18 protein-coding genes are annotated in these 23,916 nt (G+C 68.5%); 10 read left to right on the top strand and 8 right to left on the bottom strand.

Features of this window, described 5'->3' with window-relative positions:
• Position 1 precedes the first annotated feature (1 nt).
• On the bottom strand, positions 2 to 718 hold the full coding sequence (locus KGQ91_RS07985; protein WP_163650328.1) for a response regulator: 717 nt from the start codon (positions 716 to 718) through the stop codon (positions 2 to 4).
• A 566-nt stretch (positions 719 to 1,284) separates the two neighbouring features.
• On the opposite strand from KGQ91_RS07985, the gene KGQ91_RS07980 reads away from it, so the two are divergent.
• The 3 genes from KGQ91_RS07980 to gnd all read left to right on the top strand — a co-directional run bounded on the left by KGQ91_RS07980 (position 1,285) and on the right by gnd (position 6,657).
• Positions 1,285 to 4,194 (top strand): ribonucleoside-diphosphate reductase subunit alpha, encoded by a 2,910-nt coding sequence (locus KGQ91_RS07980; RefSeq protein WP_224420715.1) that lies wholly within the window; start codon positions 1,285 to 1,287, stop codon positions 4,192 to 4,194.
• Between the two features lie 106 nt (positions 4,195 to 4,300).
• The gene (locus KGQ91_RS07975) at positions 4,301 to 5,533 is read left to right on the top strand and encodes a ribonucleotide-diphosphate reductase subunit beta (protein ID WP_163650326.1); all 1,233 of its coding nucleotides are present in this window, start codon (positions 4,301 to 4,303) and stop codon (positions 5,531 to 5,533) included.
• A gap of 146 nt (positions 5,534 to 5,679) precedes the next feature.
• Positions 5,680 to 6,657 carry a phosphogluconate dehydrogenase (NAD(+)-dependent, decarboxylating) gene (gnd, locus tag KGQ91_RS07970; RefSeq protein ID WP_163650325.1) on the top strand — a complete coding sequence of 326 codons (978 nt, stop codon included), beginning with the start codon at positions 5,680 to 5,682 and terminating at the stop codon, positions 6,655 to 6,657.
• A gap of 21 nt (positions 6,658 to 6,678) precedes the next feature.
• Here gnd and KGQ91_RS07965 read toward each other — a convergent pair whose 3' ends face one another.
• Positions 6,679 to 8,088 carry an aminotransferase-like domain-containing protein gene (locus KGQ91_RS07965; RefSeq protein ID WP_224420714.1) on the bottom strand — a complete coding sequence of 470 codons (1,410 nt, stop codon included), beginning with the start codon at positions 8,086 to 8,088 and terminating at the stop codon, positions 6,679 to 6,681.
• 218 nt (positions 8,089 to 8,306) lie between these two features.
• Here KGQ91_RS07965 and KGQ91_RS07960 point away from each other — a divergent pair, with 218 nt between their 5' ends.
• Positions 8,307 to 8,942: a hypothetical protein gene (locus KGQ91_RS07960; protein ID WP_224420713.1), complete on the top strand. Its 636-nt coding sequence runs from the start codon at positions 8,307 to 8,309 to the stop codon at positions 8,940 to 8,942.
• Between the two features lie 3 nt (positions 8,943 to 8,945).
• Here KGQ91_RS07960 and KGQ91_RS07955 read toward each other — a convergent pair whose 3' ends face one another.
• From KGQ91_RS07955 to KGQ91_RS07935, 5 genes are all read right to left on the bottom strand, one after another.
• Entirely contained in the window at positions 8,946 to 9,707 is a 762-nt protein-coding gene (locus KGQ91_RS07955; protein WP_224420712.1) for a M15 family metallopeptidase, read from the bottom strand.
• A 22-nt stretch (positions 9,708 to 9,729) separates the two neighbouring features.
• The gene (locus tag KGQ91_RS07950; RefSeq protein WP_377173359.1) at positions 9,730 to 11,007 is read right to left on the bottom strand and encodes a TRAP transporter large permease; all 1,278 of its coding nucleotides are present in this window, start codon (positions 11,005 to 11,007) and stop codon (positions 9,730 to 9,732) included.
• Entirely contained in the window at positions 11,007 to 11,516 is a 510-nt protein-coding gene (locus KGQ91_RS07945; RefSeq protein WP_224420710.1) for a TRAP transporter small permease, read from the bottom strand. Before KGQ91_RS07945 ends, KGQ91_RS07950 begins: the two co-directional genes overlap by 1 nt.
• 74 nt (positions 11,517 to 11,590) lie before the next feature.
• Positions 11,591 to 12,625 carry a TRAP transporter substrate-binding protein gene (locus tag KGQ91_RS07940; RefSeq protein WP_377173295.1) on the bottom strand — a complete coding sequence of 345 codons (1,035 nt, stop codon included), beginning with the start codon at positions 12,623 to 12,625 and terminating at the stop codon, positions 11,591 to 11,593.
• A gap of 108 nt (positions 12,626 to 12,733) precedes the next feature.
• Positions 12,734 to 13,678 carry a LysR family transcriptional regulator gene (locus KGQ91_RS07935; protein WP_224420709.1) on the bottom strand — a complete coding sequence of 315 codons (945 nt, stop codon included), beginning with the start codon at positions 13,676 to 13,678 and terminating at the stop codon, positions 12,734 to 12,736.
• 179 nt (positions 13,679 to 13,857) lie between these two features.
• On the opposite strand from KGQ91_RS07935, the gene glpK reads away from it, so the two are divergent.
• Positions 13,858 to 15,369, top strand: coding sequence for a glycerol kinase GlpK (gene glpK, locus KGQ91_RS07930; protein ID WP_224420708.1), 1,512 nt, complete (start codon positions 13,858 to 13,860; stop codon positions 15,367 to 15,369).
• 132 nt (positions 15,370 to 15,501) lie between these two features.
• Here glpK and KGQ91_RS07925 read toward each other — a convergent pair whose 3' ends face one another.
• Positions 15,502 to 16,047, bottom strand: a complete 546-nt coding sequence (locus KGQ91_RS07925; protein WP_224420707.1) for a carboxypeptidase regulatory-like domain-containing protein — start codon at positions 16,045 to 16,047, stop codon at positions 15,502 to 15,504.
• A 190-nt stretch (positions 16,048 to 16,237) separates the two neighbouring features.
• Here KGQ91_RS07925 and KGQ91_RS07920 point away from each other — a divergent pair, with 190 nt between their 5' ends.
• The 5 genes from KGQ91_RS07920 to KGQ91_RS07900 all read left to right on the top strand — a co-directional run bounded on the left by KGQ91_RS07920 (position 16,238) and on the right by KGQ91_RS07900 (position 23,881).
• Positions 16,238 to 17,314, top strand: a complete 1,077-nt coding sequence (locus tag KGQ91_RS07920) for an HlyD family secretion protein (RefSeq protein WP_224420706.1) — start codon at positions 16,238 to 16,240, stop codon at positions 17,312 to 17,314.
• Complete coding sequence (gene rbbA / locus KGQ91_RS07915; protein ID WP_224420705.1) at positions 17,311 to 20,037, top strand: ribosome-associated ATPase/putative transporter RbbA; 2,727 nt, start codon at positions 17,311 to 17,313, stop codon at positions 20,035 to 20,037. The genes KGQ91_RS07920 and rbbA overlap by 4 nt, the downstream gene beginning before the upstream one ends.
• A gap of 1 nt (position 20,038) precedes the next feature.
• On the top strand, positions 20,039 to 21,154 hold the full coding sequence (locus tag KGQ91_RS07910; RefSeq protein WP_224420704.1) for an ABC transporter permease: 1,116 nt from the start codon (positions 20,039 to 20,041) through the stop codon (positions 21,152 to 21,154).
• Between the two features lie 103 nt (positions 21,155 to 21,257).
• Entirely contained in the window at positions 21,258 to 23,219 is a 1,962-nt protein-coding gene (locus KGQ91_RS07905) for an FAD-binding monooxygenase (RefSeq protein ID WP_224420703.1), read from the top strand.
• A gap of 191 nt (positions 23,220 to 23,410) precedes the next feature.
• Positions 23,411 to 23,881, top strand: a complete 471-nt coding sequence (locus tag KGQ91_RS07900) for a MarR family winged helix-turn-helix transcriptional regulator (protein ID WP_224420702.1) — start codon at positions 23,411 to 23,413, stop codon at positions 23,879 to 23,881.
• Positions 23,882 to 23,916 lie beyond the last annotated feature (35 nt).

The following is a 23,916-nucleotide window of genomic DNA, read 5'->3' as shown; positions in this document are numbered from 1 at the left end:
ATCAGGCATCCCTGACGAACAGATAACCCTTGCTGCGCACGGTCTTGATGCGATGCGGCTGGTTGGGATCGTCACCGATCTTGGGCCGGATTCGCGACACGCGCACGTCGATCGAACGGTCCTGGCCGTCGTACTTGATGCCGCGCAGCGAGGAGAAGATTTCCTCGCGGGTCAGCACCCGGCCGGCGTTGTCGGCCAGCAGCCAGAGCAGGTCGAACTCGGCGCTGGTCAGGTCGATGCGCTCGCCTTCCAGCCAGGCCTCGCGGGTGGCGCTGTCGATCACCAGATTGTCGAAGGTCAGGCGGACCGCGCCGCTGGCGCTCTCCATCGGCTCGCTGCGCCGCATCAGCGCCCGCATGCGGGCCAGCAGCACGCGCGGCTGCACCGGCTTGGGCACATAGTCGTCGGCGCCCATCTCCAGACCCAGCACCTGATCCATGTCGTCGGTACGCGCGGTCAGCATCAGAATCGGGCCGGCGTACTGCGGGCGCACCCGCCGGCAGATGGACAGGCCGTCCTCGCCGGGGAGCATCAGATCGAGGATCACGATATCCGGTTCCAGCTCGACGATGCGCTCGACGGCATGGGTGCCATCCGCTTCGAGCGTCACGCGAAAGCCATTGGCCTCGAGGTACTCCCGAGTCAGGTTCGCCAGGCGCTCATCGTCCTCGATGATCAGTACATGATCCTTGTGTTTGCTGTCCAAGCTGTCATCCATCCTGTTGACTGGGGCGGCCTGCCGCCGCCGACGATCGGTTCCCATCGGCCCCTGCAACCGCTTCCGTGATGCTACACCCTGCAACACGGGGTTACGAGACGGCCCTCCTCAACCCTAGCGAATCGTCGCGGAGGACACCCGTTCTCGTTCCGGCTCGCGGGTCCTGCCAGTCCGGCACCGGCGAGATGCCTGTCTTCGGCATCACGGCCCCGGAGCGACTCGCGCTGAATTGCTGAATAAAGTGCCAATGCATCTCATTGTAAACACTCACGCGCGGCGCCGAAAACGTCCGAAGACGCCGAGAGGCGCAACCATGCACCCTGCAGCCGGGTCACCGGGAAGCCCCTGGACAAGACACATCTTGCCCACAAGTTATCCACTTGCCGAGCCCCGAAAAGCACACTATCTTGTGCCCATTCACGTCAAGGGCACTATATGCTGTGCCGCCTAACAAGCCAGGCAAGCGCTGTCAATGACCGCATCCGCGGCTCGCTGACCGCGCTGCCATGCCGCCCTGCCGGCGGCAAACTCACTTCACGACCTATCACCAACGGATGACCGGCGCCATGGAAACCACTCTCGCTCCCGACCCGACGGGCATGAACGTGACCGCTCCCAAGCAACTGCGGGTGATCAAGCGCAACGGCGACGTTGCCGCCTTCGACGCCAGCAAGATCTCGGTGGCCATGACCAAGGCCTTCATCGCGGTCGAGGGTGACAACGCCGGCACCTCCTCGCGCATCCGCGACTTCGTCGCCGAGGCCACCGCGCAGATCGTCGAGGCCTTCGAGCGGCGCACGCCGGACAACGGCACCCTGCACATCGAGGACATCCAGGACCAGGTCGAGCTGGCCCTGATGCGCGCCGGCGAGCAGAAGGTCGCCCGCGCCTACGTGCTCTACCGCGAGGAACACGCCCGCGCCCGCCAGGCCGCCGGCGGCGACATCGCCAAGCCCCACCCCACGCTCAACATCACCCTGGCCGACGGCACCGTGCGTCCGCTCGACCTGGGCCGGGTCGAGACGCTGGTGCACGACGCCTGCGCCGAGCTCGACAACGTCGAGCCCAAGAAGATCGTCGACGACTCGCTGAAGAACCTCTACGACGGCGTCAGCGCCGACGGGGTCTCACAGGCGCTGATGATGACCGCGCGCACCCTGGTCGAGAAGGAACCCAACTACACCTACGTCACCGCGCGGCTGCTGCAGGACAACCTGCGCCGCGAGGCGCTGTCGTTCCTGGGCATCGCCGACGAGGCCACCTACCAGGAGATGGCCGAGTTCTACAAGCCGGCCTTCCAGGCCTACATCGCCAGGGGCATCGAATTCGAGCAGCTCGACCCGGCGCTGGCCGAGTTCGATCTCGAGCGCCTGGGCGACGCCCTCGATCACACCCGCGACAACCAGTTCACCTACCTGGGCCTGCAGACCCTCTACGATCGCTACTTCATCCACCGTGACGACGTGCGCTACGAGCTGCCGCAGGTGATGTTCATGCGTGTCGCCATGGGCCTGGCGCTCAACGAGGACGACCGCGAGGCACGTGCCATCGAGTTCTACGAGCTGCTCTCCAGCTTCGACTACATGGCCTCCACGCCGACCCTGTTCAACGCCGGCACGGTGCGCAGCCAGCTTTCCAGCTGCTACCTGACCACCGTGCCCGACCATCTCGACGGCATCTACAGCGCGATCCGCGACAACGCCCTGCTCTCCAAGTGGGCCGGCGGCCTGGGCAACGACTGGACGCCGGTGCGCGCGCTGGGCTCCTACATCAAGGGCACCAACGGCAAGAGCCAGGGCGTGGTGCCGTTCCTCAAGGTGGTCAACGACACCGCGGTGGCCGTCAACCAGGGCGGCAAGCGCAAGGGTGCCGTCTGCGCCTACCTCGAGACCTGGCACCTGGACATCGAGGAGTTCCTCGAGCTGCGCAAGAACACCGGCGACGACCGCCGCCGTACCCATGACATGAACACCGCCAACTGGGTGCCGGACCTGTTCATGAAGCGGGTGTTCGACGACAAGGAGTGGACGCTGTTCTCGCCCTCCGTGTGCCCGGACCTGCACGACCTCTACGGCGCCGCCTTCGAGAAGCGCTACGAGGAGTACGAGGCGATGACCTACACCGGTCAGCTCAAGCTCTTCAAGCGCGTCAAGGCCAAGGACCTGTGGCGCAAGATGCTGTCGATGCTGTTCGAGACCGGCCATCCGTGGATCACCTTCAAGGATCCGTGCAACCTGCGCAGCCCGCAGCAGCACGCCGGCGTGGTCCACAGCTCCAACCTGTGCACCGAGATCACCCTCAACACCAGCGCCGACGAGATCGCGGTGTGCAACCTGGGCTCGATCAACCTCGCCCAGCACGTACTCGACGGTGCCTTCGACGGCGAGAAGCTCAAGAAGACCGTGAAGACCGCGGTGCGCATGCTCGACAACGTCATCGACATCAACTATTACGCGGTACCCCAGGCGCAGCGCTCCAACTTCCGGCACCGCCCGGTGGGGCTGGGCATCATGGGCTTCCAGGATGCCCTCTACAAGCAGGGCATCGCCTACGCCTCGAATGACGCGGTGAGCTTCGCCGACACCTCCATGGAGCTGGTCAGCTACCACGCCATCGAGGCCTCTTCGGACCTCGCCGCCGAGCGCGGCCGCTACGAGAGCTACGAGGGCTCGCTGTGGAGCCAGGGCATCCTGCCGATCGACTCCATCGAGAAGCTGAAGGCCGAGCGCGGCGCCGACTACATCGAGGTCGACACCTCCACCACCCAGGACTGGCAGCGCATCCGCGACAAGGTCGCCAGCCAGGGCATGCGCAACTCCAACGTGATGGCGATCGCCCCGACCGCGACGATCTCCAACATCTGCGGCGTCTCGCAGTCGATCGAGCCGACCTACCAGAACCTGTTCGTGAAATCGAACCTGTCCGGCGAGTTCACCGTGGTCAACGCCTACATGGTGAATGATCTCAAGGCACGCGGCCTGTGGGACGAGGTGATGATCAACGACCTCAAGTACTACGACGGCAGCCTCCAGCCGATCGATCGTGTGCCGGACGACATCAAGGCGCGCTACGCCAGCGCCTTCGAGGTCGAGCCCAAGTGGCTGGTCGAGGCCGCCGCGCGTCGCCAGAAGTGGATCGACCAGGCGCAGTCGCTGAACCTCTACATCGCCGGGGTCTCGGGCAAGAAGCTCGACGTCACCTACCGCATGGCCTGGTTCCGCGGGCTCAAGACCACCTACTACCTGCGGGCGCTGAGCGCCACCTCGGTGGAGAAGTCGACCGTCGACCGCGGCAAGCTCAACGCCGTGAGCAACGCCGGCGCGCCGAGCGGTGAACCGGCCCCCGCCCCGGCCGCCGAGGCGCCCAAGGCCGAGCCGCGCGGCATCGACGACTTCCTGACCGGCAAGGGCGGCAGCGGCTCGCGCGCCCCCTCCGCCGGCGAGATCGACGAGCTGGGCTGCGAGGCCTGTCAGTAATCCGGTCACGGGCAGCGAGCCGCTCGAAGCTCGAAGCTCGAAGCTCACAGAATCTAGCCACCGGCGTCATGCCCTGACGCCGCCAGCGAGAGAACAGGACAGACACATGCTGAACTGGGACGATTTCCACGAAGACGAGGCCCCGGTCGCCGAGACGCCCGAGCCGGCCCCCGCCCCGCAGCCGGCGCCGCGCAGCGAGCCGGCCGTCCGAGAGACCGGCGGCGACTACCGCCCCGCCGAGGGCGACCGGCTGGCCCGTGCCCGCGCCTCGCTTGAGGAGCTCGACGTGGCCGCCGGGCTCGAGGAACTCGAGATGGGTGCCGCGCGCATCGATGTCGAGGACAAGCGCATGATCAACGCCCGCGCCGACCTCAACCAGCTGGTGCCCTTCAAGTACGAGTGGGCCTGGCAGAAGTACCTGGATGGCAGCGCCAACCACTGGATGCCCCAGGAAATCAACATGAACGCCGACATCGCGCTGTGGAAGAGCAGCGACGGCCTGACCGCCGACGAGCGGCGCATCGTCGAGCGCAGCCTGGGCTACTTCTCCACCGCCGACTCGCTGGTCGCCAACAACCTGGTGCTCGCCGTCTACCGGCTGATCACCAATCCCGAGTGCCGCCAGTACCTGCTGCGCCAGGCCTTCGAGGAGGCGATCCATACCCACGCCTACCAGTACTGCGTGGAGTCGCTGGGCATGGACGAGGGCGAGGTCTTCAACATGTACCGCGAGGTGCCCTCGGTCTCCGCCAAGTCCGCGTGGAGCCTCAAGCACACCCAGTCGCTGGCGCGCCCGGACTTCCACACCGGCACCCCGGAGACCGACCAGGAGCTGCTGCGCAACCTGATCGCCTTCTACTGCGTGACCGAGGGCATCTTCTTCTACTGCGGCTTCAGCCAGATCCTCTCCATGGGCCGGCGCAACAAGATGACCGGCGTCGCCGAGCAGTTCCAGTACATCCTGCGCGACGAATCGATGCACCTGAACTTCGGCGTCGACATGATCAACCAGATCAAGATCGAGAACCCGCACCTGTGGACGCCCGAGTTCCAGGACGAGGTCACCCAGATGATCCTCGAGGGCACCGAGCTGGAGGTCGCCTACGCCCGCGACACCATGCCCCGCGGCGTGCTGGGCATGAACGCGGCGATCATGGAGGAGTACCTGCACTTCATCTGCAACCGCCGCCTGGCGCAGATCGGCCTGAAGGAGCAGTTCCCCGGCGCGCAGAACCCCTTCCCGTGGATGAGCGAGATCATCGACCTGCGCAAGGAGAAGAACTTCTTCGAGACCCGCGTCACCGAATACCAGGTCGGCGGGGCGCTGAGCTGGGACTGAGCGCCACCCCATTCCGCCTGCCGGCGGCGTGTCATCGACGGGCCATGTCACACGACATGGCCCGCTTTGCGTCCCGGCATCGCTGACGGTAGGCTTGCCGCCGTCCCGACTCCCCTATCCCCCGATCCATCGTGAAAGGAAACACCATGCAACTCGGTATCATCGGCCTCGGCCGCATGGGCGGCAACATCGCCCGCCGCCTGATGCGCGGCGGCCACGCGGTCGTCGCCCATGACCAGGACGCCGCCGTCACCTCGGCGCTGATCGAGGAAGGCGCCGACCACGCCGCCAGCCTGGCGGCCATGGTCGAGCGCCTCGAGGCCCCGCGCACCGTGTGGGTGATGCTGCCGGCCGGCGAGCCCACCGAAGCCACCATCAATACCCTGGCCGAGCTGCTGGCGCCGGGCGACATCATCATCGACGGCGGCAACACCTTCTACAAGGACGACATTCGCCGTGCCCGGGCGCTCGAGCCGAAGGGCATCCACTACGTGGACGTGGGCACCTCCGGCGGCGTCTGGGGGCTGGAGCGCGGCTACTGCATGATGGTGGGGGCCGAACGCGAGGTCTTCGACTACCTCGACCCGCTGTTCGACACCCTGGCGCCCGGCTACGGCGATCTCGAGCGCACCCGCGGCCGCAACGCCCCGGACGACCGCGCCGAGCGCGGTTACATCCACGCCGGCCCGGTGGGCGCCGGACACTACGTGAAGATGGTCCACAACGGCATCGAGTACGGCCTGATGCAGGCCTATGCCGAGGGCTTCGAGCTGATGCAGAGCAAGTCCTCGGAGGCCCTGCCCGAGGACGAGCGCTTCGAGCTGAACCTCGCGGACGTCGCCGAGGTCTGGCGGCGCGGCAGCGTGGTCTCCTCCTGGCTGCTCGACCTGACCGCCCAGGCGCTGGCCGGCGACCCGCGGCTCGACCACTACACCGGTGCCGTCGCCGACAGCGGCGAGGGGCGCTGGACGATCGACGCCGCCGTCGAGCAGGGCGTGGCCACCCCGGTGCTGGCCAATGCGCTGTTCTCGCGCTTCAGCTCGCGCAAGGAGAACACCTACGCCAACCGCCTGCTCTCGGCGATGCGCTTCGGCTTCGGCGGCCACGTCGAGCCGCCGAAGTAACCGCGCCGCGGCCGGCTGTGCTCAGAAGCTCGCGAGCAGCCGGCCCAGCGTCTCCATGGCCCGTTCGCTGCGGGCCGTCCAGGGGTGGCCGTAGCTCAGGCGGGCGCAGTGGCGAAACCCCTGGGTGGCGGAGAAGATCGGCCCCGGCGCCAGGCTGACGCCCTCCTTCAGCGCCTGCCGGAAGAGTTCCAGTGAGTCGACCCGCTCGGGAAACTCGCACCACAGGAAATACCCGCCGCCAGGGCGCGTGATGCGGGTGCCCGTCGGGAAGTAGCGATCGGCGGCGGCCAGCATGGCACTCTGCTGGGACTGCAGGGTATGCCGCAACTGGCGCAGGTGGCGGTCGTAGCTGCCTCGCCGGAGATAGTCGGCAATCGCCACCTGGGCCGGGATGGAGGGCGCGATGGTCGTCATCAGCCTGAGCCGCGACACCGCCGAGGCGAACCGCCCCGCCGCCATCCAGCCGACGCGGTAGCCCGGCGCCAGGCACTTCGAGAACGACCCGCAGTGCATGACCAGCCCCGCGTCGTCGAGCCACTTCACGGGCCGGGGCGGGCGTGTGCCGAAATACAGCTCGGCATAGGCGTCATCCTCGAGCAACGGCACCTGATGACGCTTCAACAGCGCGTAGAGCCTGCGCTTCGCCGCGTCGTCGAGGCTCGCGCCCAGCGGGTTCTGCAGGTGGCTCATCAGCCAGCAGGCCCGGATGGGATAGCGCGCCAGACGATCTTCCAGTACCTCGAGGTCGATGCCGTCGCGGGGGTGCACCGGAATCTCGATCGCCCGCAGGCCGAATCGCTCCAGCAGCTGCAGGCTGGCATAGAACGCCGGCGCCTCGATGGCCACCAGGTCGCCCGGGCGAGTGACGCATTGCAGACCCAGGCTCAGCGCCTCCATGGCGCCGTTGGTGATGACCAGCTCCTCGGGCGCCAGCGACAGGCCGTTCAGGCCGTAGCGCAGCAGGATCTGACGCCGCAGGTCGGCATGCCCCTCGGTCATGTCGGCGACGATCGCGGTGGCCGGCAGTTCGCGCAGGCCGCGCGTCATGCTGCCGGCCAGGCGCGCCAGCGGAAACAGCTCGGGGCCGGGGAAGGCCGATCCGAAGGGCACCGTCTCGGTGTCACGCAGGGAGTCCAGCACCGAAAACGCCAGCTCGCTGACCGCCACCTCGGCGGGGTCCAGCCGCTGCGCGGCGACACTCGGCTCGCCCGGCAGCCGCAGGGCCTGTTCACGCACGAAGTAGCCGGAGCGCGCCCTGGCGATGATCAACCCCTGGCGCTCGAGCCGATAGTAGGCCTGAAAGACCGTCGAGGGGCTGATGCCGTAACGCCGACTCGCCTGCCTGACCGACGGAATGCGCTCGCCCGGGGCCAGCACCCGCTTGCGAATCAGCGCGGCGATCTCCTCGGCAAACTGTTCGTAGCGCTTCATGGTCCCCCGCCTTCCCCCTGCCGCCCCATCGCGTCGCGACTATCCGCACGTTCCTTGACCGGGGCCAACTGATCCGGTTTTTTCACGCCCAGCTGATACTGTAACGCATCCTTGAGCTGCCTTAAGCTGGACCGGACACAGCGCGAGCGATGGCAGGCCCCCATGACGCAGCATCGCGCCACACGGTCTGCCGTCCTCTCAGGCACCGGAGAACCAGTATGCTAGACGCCCTCGCCCTGCTGATGATCTTCATCGGGGTCGCCTTCTCGATCTACCAGCTCTATGACATCTACTACGATCAGAACTTCGGCGATGACGAATTGATCGCCCGGGGGGATGTGCCGGACATGGAGGCCCTGGCGCACCTGGCGGCCAGCGGCGACGACGACGCCTTCCGCCGCGCGATTCGCTCGACGTTCGGCGAGGACGTCGACGAAGGCGTGATCTGCCGGGTCCTGGCCAGCGAGTCGCGCCAGCGCCGCGCCGAGCCGCTGATGCGTCGCGGTCACCGGCTCGTGGTCGACGGCGGCCTGCGGGTCCGGCACCTGCCGTTCTGGCAGACTCGCCCGCCGCGCCACAGCTTCCGCACCGTGCTGCTGCTGCTCATCCTGGCCTGCTGCCTGACGGTGCTGTTCCTGGGCGGGCTGAGTGTCTACACCATCGCCTATCCGCTCTCGGCCGCCTGGCTGAGCTGGGCCAACGCCCCCTGGATACTGACGGTGGTGATCTACGGCCTGATCGGACTGACCCACCTGCTGGCCGGACTCGACAAGTATCTCCACGACCTTTACGAGCTCGGCCGGGTCGACGAGACGCCGGCCCGCGACGCGCCCCTGCATCCGAAGGCCCCGTAACCGTCACTCCGTCAGCCCCAGCGAGCGGTGCCAGCGGGCTTCCAGGCTGTCCGGCGCCGTGGGGCCGAACAGCGCCCGGGGCTCGCCGTGGTACCAGGCCCACATCTGGTCGCCGTAGCTGTAGTGCCACCACTCGCTGGGCAGGTTGGCGAAGCCGGCATCGACCATGGCGTGGTAGAGAATGCGCCGCCGGTCGCGCCAGGTGCGCGACTCGGCCTCATCGGCGTGATGCTCGAAGTGCACGGTGTGCGAGCTGGCCCGCGCCTCGTCGAAGGCCGAGCCCATGTCGAGCAGCAGCCCGTCGGCATCGCACAGCGTCACGTCCACCGCCCCGCCGGTCAGGTGCGGGCTGGGGCACTCGGGGCGCTCGCTGGGCGGCGAGACGAAGGCGCGGGTCAGCACCCGGCGATCCGCGGCGTCGAGATCGGCATAGCGCGCCTCGACCATGCCCAGCAGGGTGTCGTAGAGATAGCGCTGCACCACGTAGGGGCGCCAGGCGTCGAGCACCACCAGCCCCAGCCCGTCCGGCAGGTGGCGCGCCACGCTCAACAGCCGCCGGTAGAGCGCCTCGCGCGTCCAGCACTCGGGCACCGCCCGGGGCACGCCCAGGGTGTGGTAGATGGGCAGGGTGCGCAACGTCGGCGCGGCGAGGCTCAACGGATGCAGCGGCGCGCCCTCGTCGGCGATGGGAATCGCCGCGATGGCCTCCCACTGCGGCTCGGCGATGTCGGCGATGGGTCGGTGGGTCGAATCAGTCACGTTCACGCGGTTGGTTTCCAAGATGCAATCAGCCCAGGGTTTCGGGTAGCCAGGTGATCAGGCCGGGGAAGAGAATCAGCACCAGCAGGACCGCGACGGCGGTCAGGATGAACGGCCAGATGGTACGGAACAGCACGGTGATGTCGAGCCGGCTGACCGCCGCGGCGATGAACAGGCAGGCGCCCATCGGCGGGGTGATCAGGGCAATGGTGATGTTCAGGGTGATGATGATGCCCAGCGCCACCGGATCGATGCCGGCCGCCAGCGCCACCGGAGTGAACACCGGCGAGAGCAGCATCAGCGCCGAGACCTCCTCCATGAACATGCCGGTGACGAAGGTGATCGCGCTGAGCAGCAGCAGCACGATGACCGGCGAGTCGATGAACGGCTCGAGTAGCCCGGCGAAGCGATCCGGGGCCTGGGCGTAGGCCAGCTCCCAGCTGATCACCGAGGAGATGCCGATGATCATGAAGATCGCCGCCGCCAGCCGGGTGGTCTCGATCACCGCCCGCCAGAAGGCGCCCGGACGCAGCTCGCCCATCGCCAGGCCGCAAAGCGCGACGTAGAGCACGGTCAGCGCCCCAGACTCGGTGGGTGTGACGAAGCCGAGCACGATCCCAGCGACGATGATGAAGGGCGCGACCAGCGCCGGCAGCGCACCGCGTACCGCCGCAAACACCTCGCTCAGCGCGGGCAGCGTGGTGCGCCGCTCGAGGCCGGCACGCCGGGCATGGAAGGCATTCATGGCCATGAATGCCAGCGCCAGCAGCAGGCCCGGCACCACACCGCCGAGGAACAGCTGGCCGACCGAGGTGTTGGTCTGCGCGCTGTAGAGGATCATGAAGATGCTCGGCGGGATGATCGGCCCGATCAGCGAGCTGCCGGCGGTCAGCCCGGCGGCGAAGGCGGTGGAGTAGCCCTCGCGGGTCATCGCCGGCACCAGCAGTGCACCCAGCGCCGAGGCGTCGGCGGCCGCCGAGCCGTTGACGCCGGACATGAACACGCTGCCCACCACGTTGACGTGACCGATGCCACCGCGCAGATGGCCGACCAGCAGACGCGCGACGCGCATCAGCCGCTCGGTCATGCCGCAGGCATTCATCAGGTTGCCGGCGAGGATGAACAGCGGAATCGCCATCAGCGAGAAGCTGTTGAGGCCGCCGAAGAACTGCTGCGGCATCATCCGCGCGATCATCCCCGGGTCGACGAACACGAAGCCCACCAGCGCGGTGACGATCAGCGTCAGGAACAGCGGGATGCCCAGCAGGGTATTGGCCAGCAGGGTGGCGAACATCGTGGCGACCATCATGAGGCGGCCTCCTCGGCGGCGTCCGTGTCATCGGCACCGGGTTGCGGCAGCGGGGTCGGGCCGTGGATCAGCACCTGCAGCGCGAGCAGGCCGAAGCCCAGCGGCATGGCCATCATGGGGATGGTGCGACTGATGCCCAGCCCCTGGGAGGTGAAGTAGCCGACCGACAGCGCGTAATGCCAGCCCCACCAGGTCATCGCCAGCGCCAGCCCCAGGGTCAGCAGCCACTGGTAGCCCAGCAGCACGCGGCGGGCGGTCACGCCGAGGCGGCGCTCGAGCAGTGCCACGCGCATGTGCTCGCCGCGCACCCAGACGTTGCCGGCGATCAGCAGCGCCGAGGCAATCAGGCAGTAGCGGGCGAGTTCGTCGCTCCAGATCGGCGCCTGGCCGACCACGTAGCGGGTGACGACGCCGTAGAGAATGTCGATCAGGGTGATCAGCAGCGCCAGACCGCCAAGGCCGGTGGTGACCCGCCCCAGCAGCGTCAGCAGGGTGTCTCGGAACATGGTGGTGTCACACGCTCATGGCCGGCCGGCGACCGGCCATGAGGCATGCCTCGTCGAGTGAATGGAGAGCGCGGTCAGTCGGCGAGCAGGTCGCCCTGCCCGGCATCCTCGAGCGCCATCTTGATCCACTCCTCGCCGATGTCCTTCTGCCGGAGCCAGTCGAGGTAGGCCGGCTGCCCCTTCTCGCGGAAGGCGGCGAGTTCCTCCTCGCTGGGCTCGATCACCTGCATGCCGTTGTCGGCGAGGAACTGGATGCGCTCGTCGACACGCTTCTCGACATCCTCGCGGTTGAGCGCGTTGGCCTCCTTCACGGCCGCGTCGATCGCCTGGCGATCCTCTTCGGAGAGGCCGTCGTACCAGCTGCCGTTGGCGATCAGGAACTGGTCCGAGTACTGCACGTTGGCCAGCGTCAGGTACTTCTGCACCTCGTAGAGGCTGCCCATGATGATGTACATCGGCGGATTCATCTGGCCGTCGGCGACGTTGGTCTTGAGCGCCATGTAGGTATCGGTCCAGGGGATCGGCGTGCCGGAGGCGCCGAAGGCCTCGTAGAGCGCCACCTGGCTGGGGTCCATGGCGCGGAAGCGAAGGCCGTCGAAGTCGTCCGGGCTGCTGATGGGGCGCTTGGAGTTGGTGAAGTCGAGGAAGCCGCCCTCCTCGATCACCCCGAGCAGTTCGGCGCCGGTGCGTTCCTTCAGGGTATCCTCGACCTTGCTCCAGTAGTCGCCCTCGTCGAAGAACCGGTGGGCGGCGTCGTAGTCCTCGAACAGGAAGGGAATCGCGCTGACGTAGATCTCCGGCACGATCGGCGACAGGCCCGCGAACGAGGCGATGTTCAGGCTCGGCGAGTTGATCACCTGCTCCATGCGCTCCTGCTCCTCGCCGAGCATCGAGTTGGGATAGAGCTTGAGCTGGATGTCGCCGTCGGTCTTTTCCTCGACCAGTCGCTTGAGATTGCTGGCGAACAGGTGCACGGCGTTCTTGTCGGTGTCGGGCGGGCCGTTGTAGCTCAGGTTGATGGTCGTGGCGGCGTTGGCCAGGCTCGCGGTGGCGAACATGCCCGTCGCGGCGACGGCCAGCAGGGCGTTGTGCAGGGTGGGAATGCGCATGAAAGGCTCCTTGTTGTTATGCGATTCGAGGACGGCTGCGTCGGCCAAGGGCGACATCTCGACGCTAGCCGTTGCGGTGTTGACCTTTCAAGTCATCGAGCGTTGCTTTCAAGGCAACACCTGAGCATCCAGAACGCGCGGCGCGTCGGCACTGAAGAAACGCATGCTGCGCCGCAGATGCCGGATGAACGCCTGGGCGGCCACCGTCAACGGCCGCTCGGCCTGGCTGACGATGCGCGCCCGGGCATGCCGCAGCACGCTCGCGTCCACCTCGCGGGCGACGATGCTGCCTTCATGGATCTCCTCGAGCACGCTCAGCTCGGGCATGAAGGTCACGCCCAATCCCGAGCGCACGAAGTTCTTGAGTACCGAGACCGAATTGGTCTTCATGCGGGGTCGATAGGACAGATGCGTCTCGTAGAGCGCCATGTCCACCAGCTGCCGCATGCCGGTATGGCTGTCGATCAGCGCCAGTGGATGATCGGCGATCGCCGCCAGCGACAGGGGCGCCGAGACCCGGGCCAGAGCGTGCCCGGCGGGCACGATCAGATCCAGCGGCTGGCGGCGGTCGATGTGCGAGACCAGTTGCGGGTCGTCGGGCGGTGCGTAGAGCAGGGCCAGGTCGACGGCATCTTCCCTGACCAGCTGCATCGCTTCGGTCAATCCGGCCATGCGCACCTCGATCTCCAGCCCCGGGTAGGTGGCGAGGAAATTCTGCAGCGGCGCCGAGATCAGGTCGGCGATGAAGCCCTCGCCGACGGCGATGCGCACCTCGCCGCGCTCGAGGTTCTGCAGCGCCTGCAGGCGCGACAGTGTGGCCCGCTCGGCGGCACGCTGGTCTCGATAGTGGCGCAGGATCAGCTCGCCGGCCGGCGTCAGCGCGACCCGCGAGCCTCTCACCAGCAGCGGCGCATCGAGTTCCTCCTCGAGGGCACGCAACTGCCGGCTGAGCGCCGAGGGATTGACCCCCAGCCGGGCGGCGGCACGACGCAGCGACCCGTGGCAGACGACGGCATCGAGATATTCCAGGGCACGGGGCTTGAAGAGGGTCATGGTCATGCACTCAACTGATGAAGGAGTAAGCCGGCCACGGCATGGCCGACCATGGTACGACGCTCGCCATCCGCAGCCCACGGGACACCCGGCGGCTATCATCATCGAGTGACACTGGTCGCGACGCCACCCGGACACCCAGTCACCGGCCATTACCCGAGACCACGAGGAAGCACGCCATGGAGCCGCAATACATCCTGTCCTTCGACCAGGGCACCACCAGCTGTCGCGCCATCCTCTTCGACCGCGACGCGCGGATCGTCGGCATCGCCCAGAAGGAGTTCACCCAGTACTATCCGACCCCCGGCTGGGTCGAGCACGACGCCATGGAGATCTGGGGCAGCCAGATGGGCGTGGCGCGGGAGGTGCTGGAAACCCATGGGGTCAAGCCCTCCCAGATCGCGGCCATCGGCATCACCAACCAGCGCGAGACGACCGTGGTCTGGGATCGCCATACCGGCAAGCCGGTCTACAACGCCATCGTCTGGCAGGACCGGCGCACCGCGGCGCTGTGCGACGACCTCAAGGCCCGCGGCCTGGAAACCTACATCCGCGAGACCACCGGCCTGGTGGCAGACGCCTACTTCTCCGCCACCAAGATCCGCTGGCTCCTCGACAACGTCGAGGGCGTGCGTGAACGCGCGGAACGCGGCGACCTGCTGTTCGGCACCATGGACACCTGGCTGGTGTGGAACCTGACCCGCGGCGAGTGCCACGTCACCGACTACAGCAATGCCTCGCGCACCCTGCTCTACGACATCCGCAACCTGGCGTGGGACCCGCGCCTGCTCGACGAGCTGGGCGTCCCCGCGAGCCTGCTGCCGACGGTGTGCTCCTCCAGCGAGGTCTACGGCACCACCGATACCGGGATGTTCGCCGGCGCCCGGATCCCCATCGCCGGCATCGCCGGCGACCAGCAGTCGGCGCTGTTCGGTCAGGCCTGCTTCGACAAGGGCATGGTCAAGAACACCTACGGCACCGGCTGCTTCCTGCTGATGAACACCGGCGAGACGCCCGTGCCCTCGCGCTCCGGTCTGCTCACCACCATCGCCTGGGGGCTGAACGGCCGGGTGGAATACGCCCTGGAGGGCGCCATCTTCATCGCCGGCGCCGCCGTGCAGTGGCTGCGCGACGAGCTCAAGCTCATCGACTCGGCCGAGGACTCGGAATACTTCGCCGGCAAGGTCGAGGATTCCGGCGGCGTCTACGTGGTGCCGGCCTTCGCCGGCCTGGGCGCCCCCTACTGGGACATGTACGCCCGCGGGGCGATCTTCGGCCTCACCCGCGGCACCCGCAAGGAGCACATCGCTCGCGCCACCCTCGACTCCCTGGCCTACCAGACCCGGGACATCATCGACGCCATGCAGACCGATTCCGGCATCGCGCTCAAGTCGCTGCGGGTCGACGGCGGCGCCGTGGCCAACAATCTCATGATGCAGTTCCAGGCCGACATGCTCGGCGTCGACGTCGAGCGACCGATGGTCACCGAATCCACCGCCCTGGGCGCCGCCTATCTGGCAGGCATCGCCGTGGGCCTGTGGACCCAGGACGAGGTGGTCGACAAGGGCCGGCTCGAGCGTGTCTTCGCACCGGCGATGGACGCCGTGCAGCGCGAACGCCACTACAAGGGCTGGAAGAAGGCCGTGCGGCGCACCATGGACTGGGAGCGTGAAGACACCGAGGAGACGTGAGCATTTCTCTCCGGGAGCGGCAGGCCCGCACCGGGACGCGTCGCGTGTCGTCCGGCCCCGCCGGGCGGCTCCTTCCCTTTACCGGGACCGGATCCGAGACACACCGGCGAGATACCTAAAGACCTTGCCGGGTCAGCGGCTCAGGTCGACCTGGCGCGTCTGCCCCTTGCCGATCTCGACCTGGCGGAGAATCAGCGGACTGCGCGAGTGGCCGCCGGGCAACCGGACGCTGCCGGCGACATAGAACACCCCGGCCGGGATATCATGCGCCACGAAGTAGCCCCGCGCATCGGTGGTGGCATGGTGGGTGTAGGCCCGGGCCCGCGGGTCGGCGGGTTCGATGCGCTTGCCGGCCAGGGCCACCTCCGCGGCTTCGGCGGAATAGGGCGTGGCCGGGGCGATCGAGACGGTTTCCCCCGCGCCGATCAGGGTCCGGCCCTGAGGCGTGGTGTAGGTCAGCCGGCCCTTGATGGTGGCGCTGCCGTGCTTGGCCAGCCGCGCGTAGGTGTCGGCGGGGAAGGCCACCTTGCGCTCGACCATGCCCGATGACGCCGCCCCGCCGCTGCGGTCGATCACCGTGGGCGGGCCGCCCTCGCGCCCCGGAAACAGTTCCTGGACACCCTGGCAGCCGGCCAGCGCCAGCCCCAGCAGTGCCACCACTCCCGTCCATCGGCGCATCGTTGTTCCTCCCTCGCGGCTGTCACCGGGCAAAACGGACCTGCCAGCAGGGTACGCCAGGAACCCGGCAGTGGGTAGCCGTGCCGCCCGACACCCGGTTTTTCGCCGACCTGCCCGGCCCTTGATGCCGGTCACGTCATTCACGGCTTGAGCCCGGATAATGAGGCGACGACTCGCCAAAGGAGCGTTCATGGACTCGAGCTATCGCCGCCTGCTGACCCGCGGCCTGCTGATCGCCGCGCTGCTGGCCATCGCCGCGGCCCTGGCCTGGTGGGAGCTGCGCCCCGAGGGGCTGGGCGACGGCTTCGCCAGCGGCAACGGGCGCATCGAGGCCACCGAGATCGACATCGCCACACGGCTCGGCGGTCGCGTGGCCGCCATCGAGGTGCGCGAGGGGGATTTCGTCGAGCCGGGGCAAGCGCTGGCCCGCATGGATACCCGTCCCCTCGAGGCGGCCCTGACGCAGGCCCTGGCCCGCCAGCGCCAGGCGGAAAACGCCCAGGAGACCGCCCGCGCCGTGATCGCCCAGCGCGACAGCGAAAAGGCCACCGCCCGGGCCGTGGTCAGCCAGCGCCAGGCCGAGCTCGATGCCGCCGAGAAGCGCTACCAGCGCACCCGCACCCTGGTCGAGCGCAACGCCCTGTCGCGCCAGCGGCTCGACGACGACCGGGCCGGCTGGCAGAGTGCCGCGGCCGCGCTGAGCGCCGCCCAGGCGCAGGTGCTGTCCAGCGAGGCGGCGATCCGCGCGGCCCACTCCCTGGCCACCGAGGCCGAGTCCGCCGTGGAGGCGGCGCGAGCCGCGGTCGCCCAGCTGCGCATCGACATCGACGACGGCACCCTCACCACCGACCGCCGGGCCCGGGTCCAGTACCGCATCGCCGAACCCGGCGAGGTGCTGCCCGCCGGCGGCAAGGTGCTCAACCTGGTCGACCTCACCGACGTCTACATGACCTTCTTCCTGCCCGAGACCCAGGTCGGCCGCGTGGGCCTGGGGGACGCCGTGCACCTGGTGCTCGACGCCGCACCGCAGTACGTCATCCCCGCCCGGGTCAGCTATGTGGCCAGCGTCGCCCAGTTCACGCCCAAGACCGTGGAGACCCGCAGCGAACGCGAGAAGCTGATGTTCCGGGTCAAGGCACGCATCGACCCCGCGCTGCTCGAGGCCCACATCGAGCAGGTCAAGACCGGCCTGCCCGGCATGGCCTACCTCAAGCTCGACGACGCCGCCGAATGGCCGCCGTCCCTGCAGGTCAACGTCAGCCCATGAGCGCCGAGTCCTGCGTCGCCCGACTCGACGGCGTCAGCCTGCACTATCGCGCGACGACGGCGCTGGACGACGTGACGCTGACGCTGCCCGCGGGCTGCCTGGTGGGCGTGGTCGGTCCCGACGGCGTCGGCAAGTCGAGCCTGCTGGCGCTGCTCGCCGGCGCGCGTCGCCTGCAGCAGGGCCGCGTCGAGGTGCTCGGCGGCGACATGGCCGCATCCGCCCACCGCCGCGCGATCTGCCGGCGCATCGCCTACCTGCCCCAGGGGCTGGGGCGCAACCTCTACCCCTCGCTGAGCATCGCCGAGAACCTCGCCTTCTTCGCCCGCCTGTTCGACCTGGACGCCGCCGAACGCGCGCGGCGCATCGGCGAGCTGACCGCCGCCACGGGGCTCGCGCCCTTCGTCGATCGCCCGGCGGGGCAGCTGTCCGGCGGCATGAAGCAGAAGCTGGGACTGTGCTGCGCACTGATCCACGACCCGGACCTGCTGATCCTCGACGAGCCCACCACCGGCGTGGACCCGCTCTCGCGGGTCCAGTTCTGGGCGCTGATCGACCGCATCCGCACCCAGCGCCCCGGGATGAGCGTGATCGTCGCCACCGCCTACCTGGAGGAAGCCGCGCGCTTCGACCGGCTGGTGGCGATGGCCGCCGGTCGCGTCCTGGCGACCGGTTCACCGCGGGAGTGGCTGGCCCGGACCGCCACCATCAGCCTGGAAGCCGCCTTCGTCGCCCTGCTCCCCGAGGCGACACGACAGCGTCATCGGCCGCTGGTCGTTCCGCCTCGCCGGCCCAATCCCGAGGTCGCCATCGAGGCCCGCGACCTGACGCGCCGCTTCGGCGACTTCACCGCCGTGGACCGGGTCAGCTTCCGCATCGAGCGCGGCGAGATCTTCGGCTTTCTGGGCTCCAACGGCTGCGGCAAGACCACCACCATGAAGATGCTCACCGGGCTGCTGCCGGCGAGCGGCGGCGAGACCCGGCTGTTCGGCCGGCCGCTCGACGCCGGCGACCTCGCCACCCGGCGCCGGGTCGGCTACATGGCCCAGGGCTTCTCGCTGTACGGCGAGCTGACGGTCCGCCAGAACCTGGTCCTGCACGCGCGGCTCTTCCAGCTCGCCGACGGCGAGACGCGCGTCGCGGCGATGCTGATCCGCTTCGACCTGGAGGCGGTCGCCGAGCGCCTGCCGGGCGAGCTGCCCCTGGGGGTCCGCCAGCGCCTGTCGCTGGCGGTGGCGGTCATCCACCGCCCGGACCTGCTGATCCTCGACGAGCCCACCTCGGGGGTCGATCCGCTCGCCCGCGACGCCTTCTGGACCCTGCTGATCGAGCTGTCCCGCGAGGACGGCGTGACGATCTTCATCGCCACCCACTTCATGAACGAGGCCCAGCGCTGCGACCGGCTGTCGCTGATGCATGCCGGTCGCGTGCTGGCCAGCGGCTCGCCACGCGAGTTGGTCGAGGCCTGCCACGCCGACAATCTGGAGGCGGCCTTCATCGCCTACCTGCGCGAGGCCGAGGAACTCGCCCCGGCGCCGGACACCGGGAGAGCCCCCGCCGCCTTCGCGGCCGACACCGCGCCGGCGCACGCCCGCACGCCGCGCTTCAGCCCGCGCCGGCTGCTGGCCTACACCCGCCGCGAGACCCGGGAGCTGATCCGCGACCCGCTGCGCGCCACCCTGGCGCTGGTGGGCAGCGTGGTGCTGATGGTCATCATGGCCTACGGCATCAGCATGGACGTCGAGGACCTGCGCTATGCGGTGCTCGACCGCGACCGGACCACCACCAGCCAGGCCTACACCCTGCCGCTGAGCGGCTCGCGCTACTTCATCGAGCAGCCGCCGCTGGCCAGCGACACCGAGCTCGAGGCCCGCCTGCGCAGCGGCGAGCTGAGCCTGGCGATCGAGATCCCGCCCGGCTTCGGCCGCGACCTCAAGCGCGGCGACGTGCCGGAGATCGGCGTGTGGATCGACGGCTCGATGCCGATGCGTGCCGATACCATCAAGGGCTACGTGCTGGGCCTGCATGCCGACTACCTCCGGCGCCTGGCCGCCGACAGCCAGGAGGCCCCGCCCCCCGCGCCCGTCGACATCGCCCTGCGCTACCGCTACAACCCCGACGTGAAGAGCCTGCCGGCGATGGCGCCGGCGGTGATCCCGCTGCTGCTGATGCTGATTCCGGCGATGCTCACCGCGCTGGGGGTGGTGCGCGAGAAGGAGCTGGGCTCGATCGTCAACCTCTACGTCACCCCGGTGACGCGGCTGGAGTTCCTGCTCGGCAAGCAGCTGCCCTACATCGCCTTCGGGATGCTCAACATGCTCATGCTGGTCGCCCTGGCCCGCTGGGGATTCGGCGTGCCGATCACCGGCAGCCTGCCGGCGCTGATGCTGGGCGGGCTGCTCTACGTGACCTGCGCGACCGGCATGGGGCTGGCCATGTCGGCGATCACCCGCAGCCAGATCGCCGCCATCCTGGCCACGGCCATCGCCACCCTCGTGCCCGCCGTGCAGTTTTCCGGCTTCATGCACCCGGTCGCCGCCCTGCAGGGCATCGGCGCCCTCGTCGGCGCCGTCTACCCCACCAGCCACTTCCTGACCATCACCCGCGGCGTGTTCTCCAAGGCCCTCGGCCTGCCGGACCTGATCCCCGACGTCCTGGCCCTGGCCGCGGCCATTCCGGTGCTGATCACGCTCAGCGTGGTCGGCCTGCGCAAGCAGGAGCGCTGACATGCCGCGCCTCGCCATCCTGCTGCAGCTCGGCTTCAAGGAGCTCTACGGCCTCTACCGCGACCCGGCCATGCTGCTGCTGATCCTCTACGCCTTCACGCTGGGCATCTACGCCAGTGCCACGGGAGTCCCCGAGGCACCGCACCGCGCGACCCTGGCGGTGGTCGACGAGGACCGCTCGGCCGCCTCGCAGCGCCTGCTCGACGCCTTCCTGCTCCCCGAGTTCCTGCCGCCCGAGCGCATTCCCCTGGCGGCGATGGACGCCGGCATGGACGCCGGCCGCTATACCTTCACCCTGGTCATCCCGCCCGACTTCCAGAAGGCACTGCTGGCCGGCGAGACGCCGACCCTGCAGCTCAACGTCGACGCCACCCAGATCAGCCAGGCCTTCACCGGCGCCGGCTACATTCAGCAGATCCTCCTCCGCGAGGCCGCCACCTTCGTCGCCGGCTATCCGCCGACCACCCGCGACCCGGTCTCGCTGGTGGTGCACAGTGCCTTCAACCCCAACCTGACCCGCGCCTGGTTCGGCGCGGTCAACGAGGTGGTCAACCAGATCACCATGCTGTCGATCATCCTCACCGGCGCCGCGCTGATCCGCGAGCGCGAGCACGGCACCCTCGAGCACCTGCTGGTGATGCCGGTGACGGCGCTGGAGATCATGCTGGCCAAGGTCGGCGCCATGGGCGGCGTGGTGCTCGTCGCCGGGCTGCTGTCCCTCGAGCTGGTGGTCGGGGGCTGGCTGGCCATCCCCCTGCAGGGCTCGCTGGGACTGTTCCTGCTCGGCGCCGCGCTGCTGCTGTTCGCCACCACCTCGATGGGCATCTTCTTCGCCACCCTGGCGCGCTCCATGCCGCAGCTGGGGCTGCTGATCATCCTGGTGCTGATCCCGCTGGAGATCCTCTCCGGCGGCGTAGCCCCCCGGGAGAGCATGCCCGAGCTGGTCCGTCAGGCCATGCTGGTCGCCCCGACCACGCATTTCGTCATCCTCGCCCAGGCGATCCTGTTCCGCGGCGCGGGGCTGGGGGTCATCTGGCCGCAGCTGCTCGCCCTGCTCGGCATCGGCGGCGTGTTCTTCCTCGCCGCCCTGGCCAGGCTGCGGCGCACGCTGCGCTGATGACGCCCGGCATTCGACAGACGCTGCCACCTTCGTATAATTGATCACAATACTGATAATCATAATAGTGACGATAGTCCGACAACCCGACAAGGTGCCCCTCATGCAGTTCCATCTCGACGGCTTCCAGACCGGTGACCCGGCCATTCACGAACCGGCCGACACCCTGGCCAACTCCGACCGCCTCCCCGAGACGCTCGACGTGCTGATCGTCGGCTGCGGTCCGGCCGGTCTCAACCTGGCCACCCAGCTGTCGGCCTTCCCCGACATCAAGACGCGCATCGTCGAGCAGAAGGCCGGCCCGATCCGGCTCGGCCAGGCCGACGGCATCGCCTGCCGCAGCATGGAGATGTTCAACGCCTTCGGCTTCGTCGACAAGGTGCTCAAGGAAGCCTGCTGGATCAACGAGACGGTGTTCTGGAAGCCCGACGAGGCCAATCGCAGGAGCATCATGCGTCACGGCCGCGTCCAGGACACCGAGGACGGCCTCTCCGAGTTCCCTCACACGGTGCTCAATCAGGCGCGGGTGCACGACTTCTACCTGGAGACGATGCGCAACTCGCCGAGCCGGCTCGAGCCCAACTACTCGCGCCGCGTGGTCGACGTGCAGATCGACACCGACAAGGCCGACGCCGTCACCCTGGGCAGCGACGACTATCCGGTCACGGTCACCCTCGAGCGCACCGACGAGGCCCACCAGGGCGAGACCGAGACGGTGCGCGCCCGCTACGTGGTGGGCTGCGACGGCGCGCGCAGCCAGGTGCGCCAGTCACTGGGGCGTTCGCTGGTGGGCGACTCGGCCAATCAGGCCTGGGGCGTGATGGACGTGCTGGCGGTCACCGACTTCCCGGACATCCGCATGAAGGCCACCATCCACTCGGCCAACCACGGCAACATCCTGGTGATCCCCCGCGAGGGCGGCTACCTCACCCGCCTCTACATCGAGCTCGACAAGCTCGACGAGGACGAGCGCGTGGCCAGCCGCCACATCACCGCCGATCAGCTGGTGGCCGCCGCCCAGCGCATCCTGCACCCCTACCAGCTGGACGTGAAGGAGATCGCCTGGTGGTCGGTCTACGAGATCGGCCAGCGGCTGTGCGACAAGTTCGACGACGTGCCGCTGGAAGACGTGGGCCAGCGGGTGCCGCATGTGTTCATCGCCGGCGACGCCTGCCACACCCACAGCCCCAAGGCGGGCCAGGGCATGAACGTGTCGATGCGCGACACCTTCAACCTGGGCTGGAAGCTGGCCGCGGTGCTGCGCGGCCAGGCCGCCCCCAGGCTCCTCGATACCTACACCACCGAGCGCCAGACCGTGGCCAGGGAGCTGATCGACTTCGATCGCAAGTTCGCCAGGATGTTCAGCGCCCCGCCCAAGGGCGCCCCCGAAGGCTCTTGTGAGGATCCGGGTGACGGCGTGGACCCCAGGGAGTTCCAGGAGTACTTCATCCAGCAGGGCCGCTTCACCGCCGGCACCGCGATCCAGTACTACCCCTCGCTGGTGTGTGCCGAACCGACCCACCAGGCGCTGGCCAGCGGCTTCGCGATCGGCACGCGCTTCCACTCCGCGCCGGTGGTACGCCTGTCGGACGCCAAGCCCATGCACCTGGGCCATGTGGCCGAGGCCGATGGTCGCTGGCGGCTGTACGCCTTCGCCGGAGCCGGCGACCCCACCGCACCGAAGTCGGGCCTGAGCGGCCTGTGCCGCTTCCTGGACGAATCCCCCGATTCGCCGGTGCGCAAGTACACCCGTTCGGAGGCGGACATCGACGCGGTCTTCGACCTGCGCGCCATCTGCCAGCAGGGCTTCCGCGAGCTCGACCTGGATGCCTTCCCGTCGATCCTCTGGCCGCGCAAGGGCAAGTACGGCCTGCACGACTACGAGAAGGTGTTCTGCCCCGACCTCAAGAATGGCCAGGACATCTTCGAGCTGCGCGGCATCGACCGGGAACGGGGCTGCCTGGTGGTGGTACGCCCCGACCAGCACGTCGCTCATGTATTGCCGCTGGATGCCCACGACGAGCTGGCGGCGTTCTTCGCGCGCTTCATGCTCGACGCGGACTGAGTCGGCCACGGCCGTAACGGGACGGATGCGTGGACTGGCGGTACCGGGCGCCGTCGGCCCGCGCATCAGGCGGGTTGCGCAGTACCGGCGATCCCCCTAGCATTCCTGCCGTGACCCGCGAGGTCACGGCACGCTCTTTCGCTTTTCGACTTTTCGCTCCTCTTCGACCCTGAGCCGGAACCCTCGAGACCATGACCGAATCGCCCCTCGCCGAGGTCAACACCCTGCCCGGCAACCTGCTGCGGCGCTGCCACCAGATCAGCGTGGCGATCTTCCTGCGCCAGTGCGAGGCCTTCAACCTCACCCAGCTGCAGTACGTGGCCCTCTCGGCGCTCGAGGAACGCGGCCCGCTGGACCAGATCACCCTGGGCGGCTGCACGGCGCTGGATCGCAACACCATCGCCGTGGTGGTCAGGAAGCTCGAGGAACGCGGCCTGGTAACGCGCCGGCGCGATCCCGAGGACCGCCGCTCGAAGCTGGTCACCCTGACCGCGGCGGGGCGCGAGCTGCGCCGGCAGGCCGAGGCCGCGGTCCACGCCACCCAGGAAGAGATCCTGGGCCCCCTCTCCGGCGAGGAACGCGACATCCTCTGTCGCCTGCTGCAGCGCATGGCCGACACCAACAATGCGCTCAGCCGGGTGCCGATACGGAGTGCCGGGTAGTTTTGACCGCTCGATGAGTGCTGCGCGGGAGCATC

The organism is Modicisalibacter tunisiensis, assembly GCF_020148005.1.
GTDB lineage: Bacteria > Pseudomonadota > Gammaproteobacteria > Pseudomonadales > Halomonadaceae > Modicisalibacter > Modicisalibacter tunisiensis.
The sequence above is the reverse complement of the archived record's forward strand: the minus strand, read 5'-3'. Positions and strand labels throughout refer to the sequence as shown.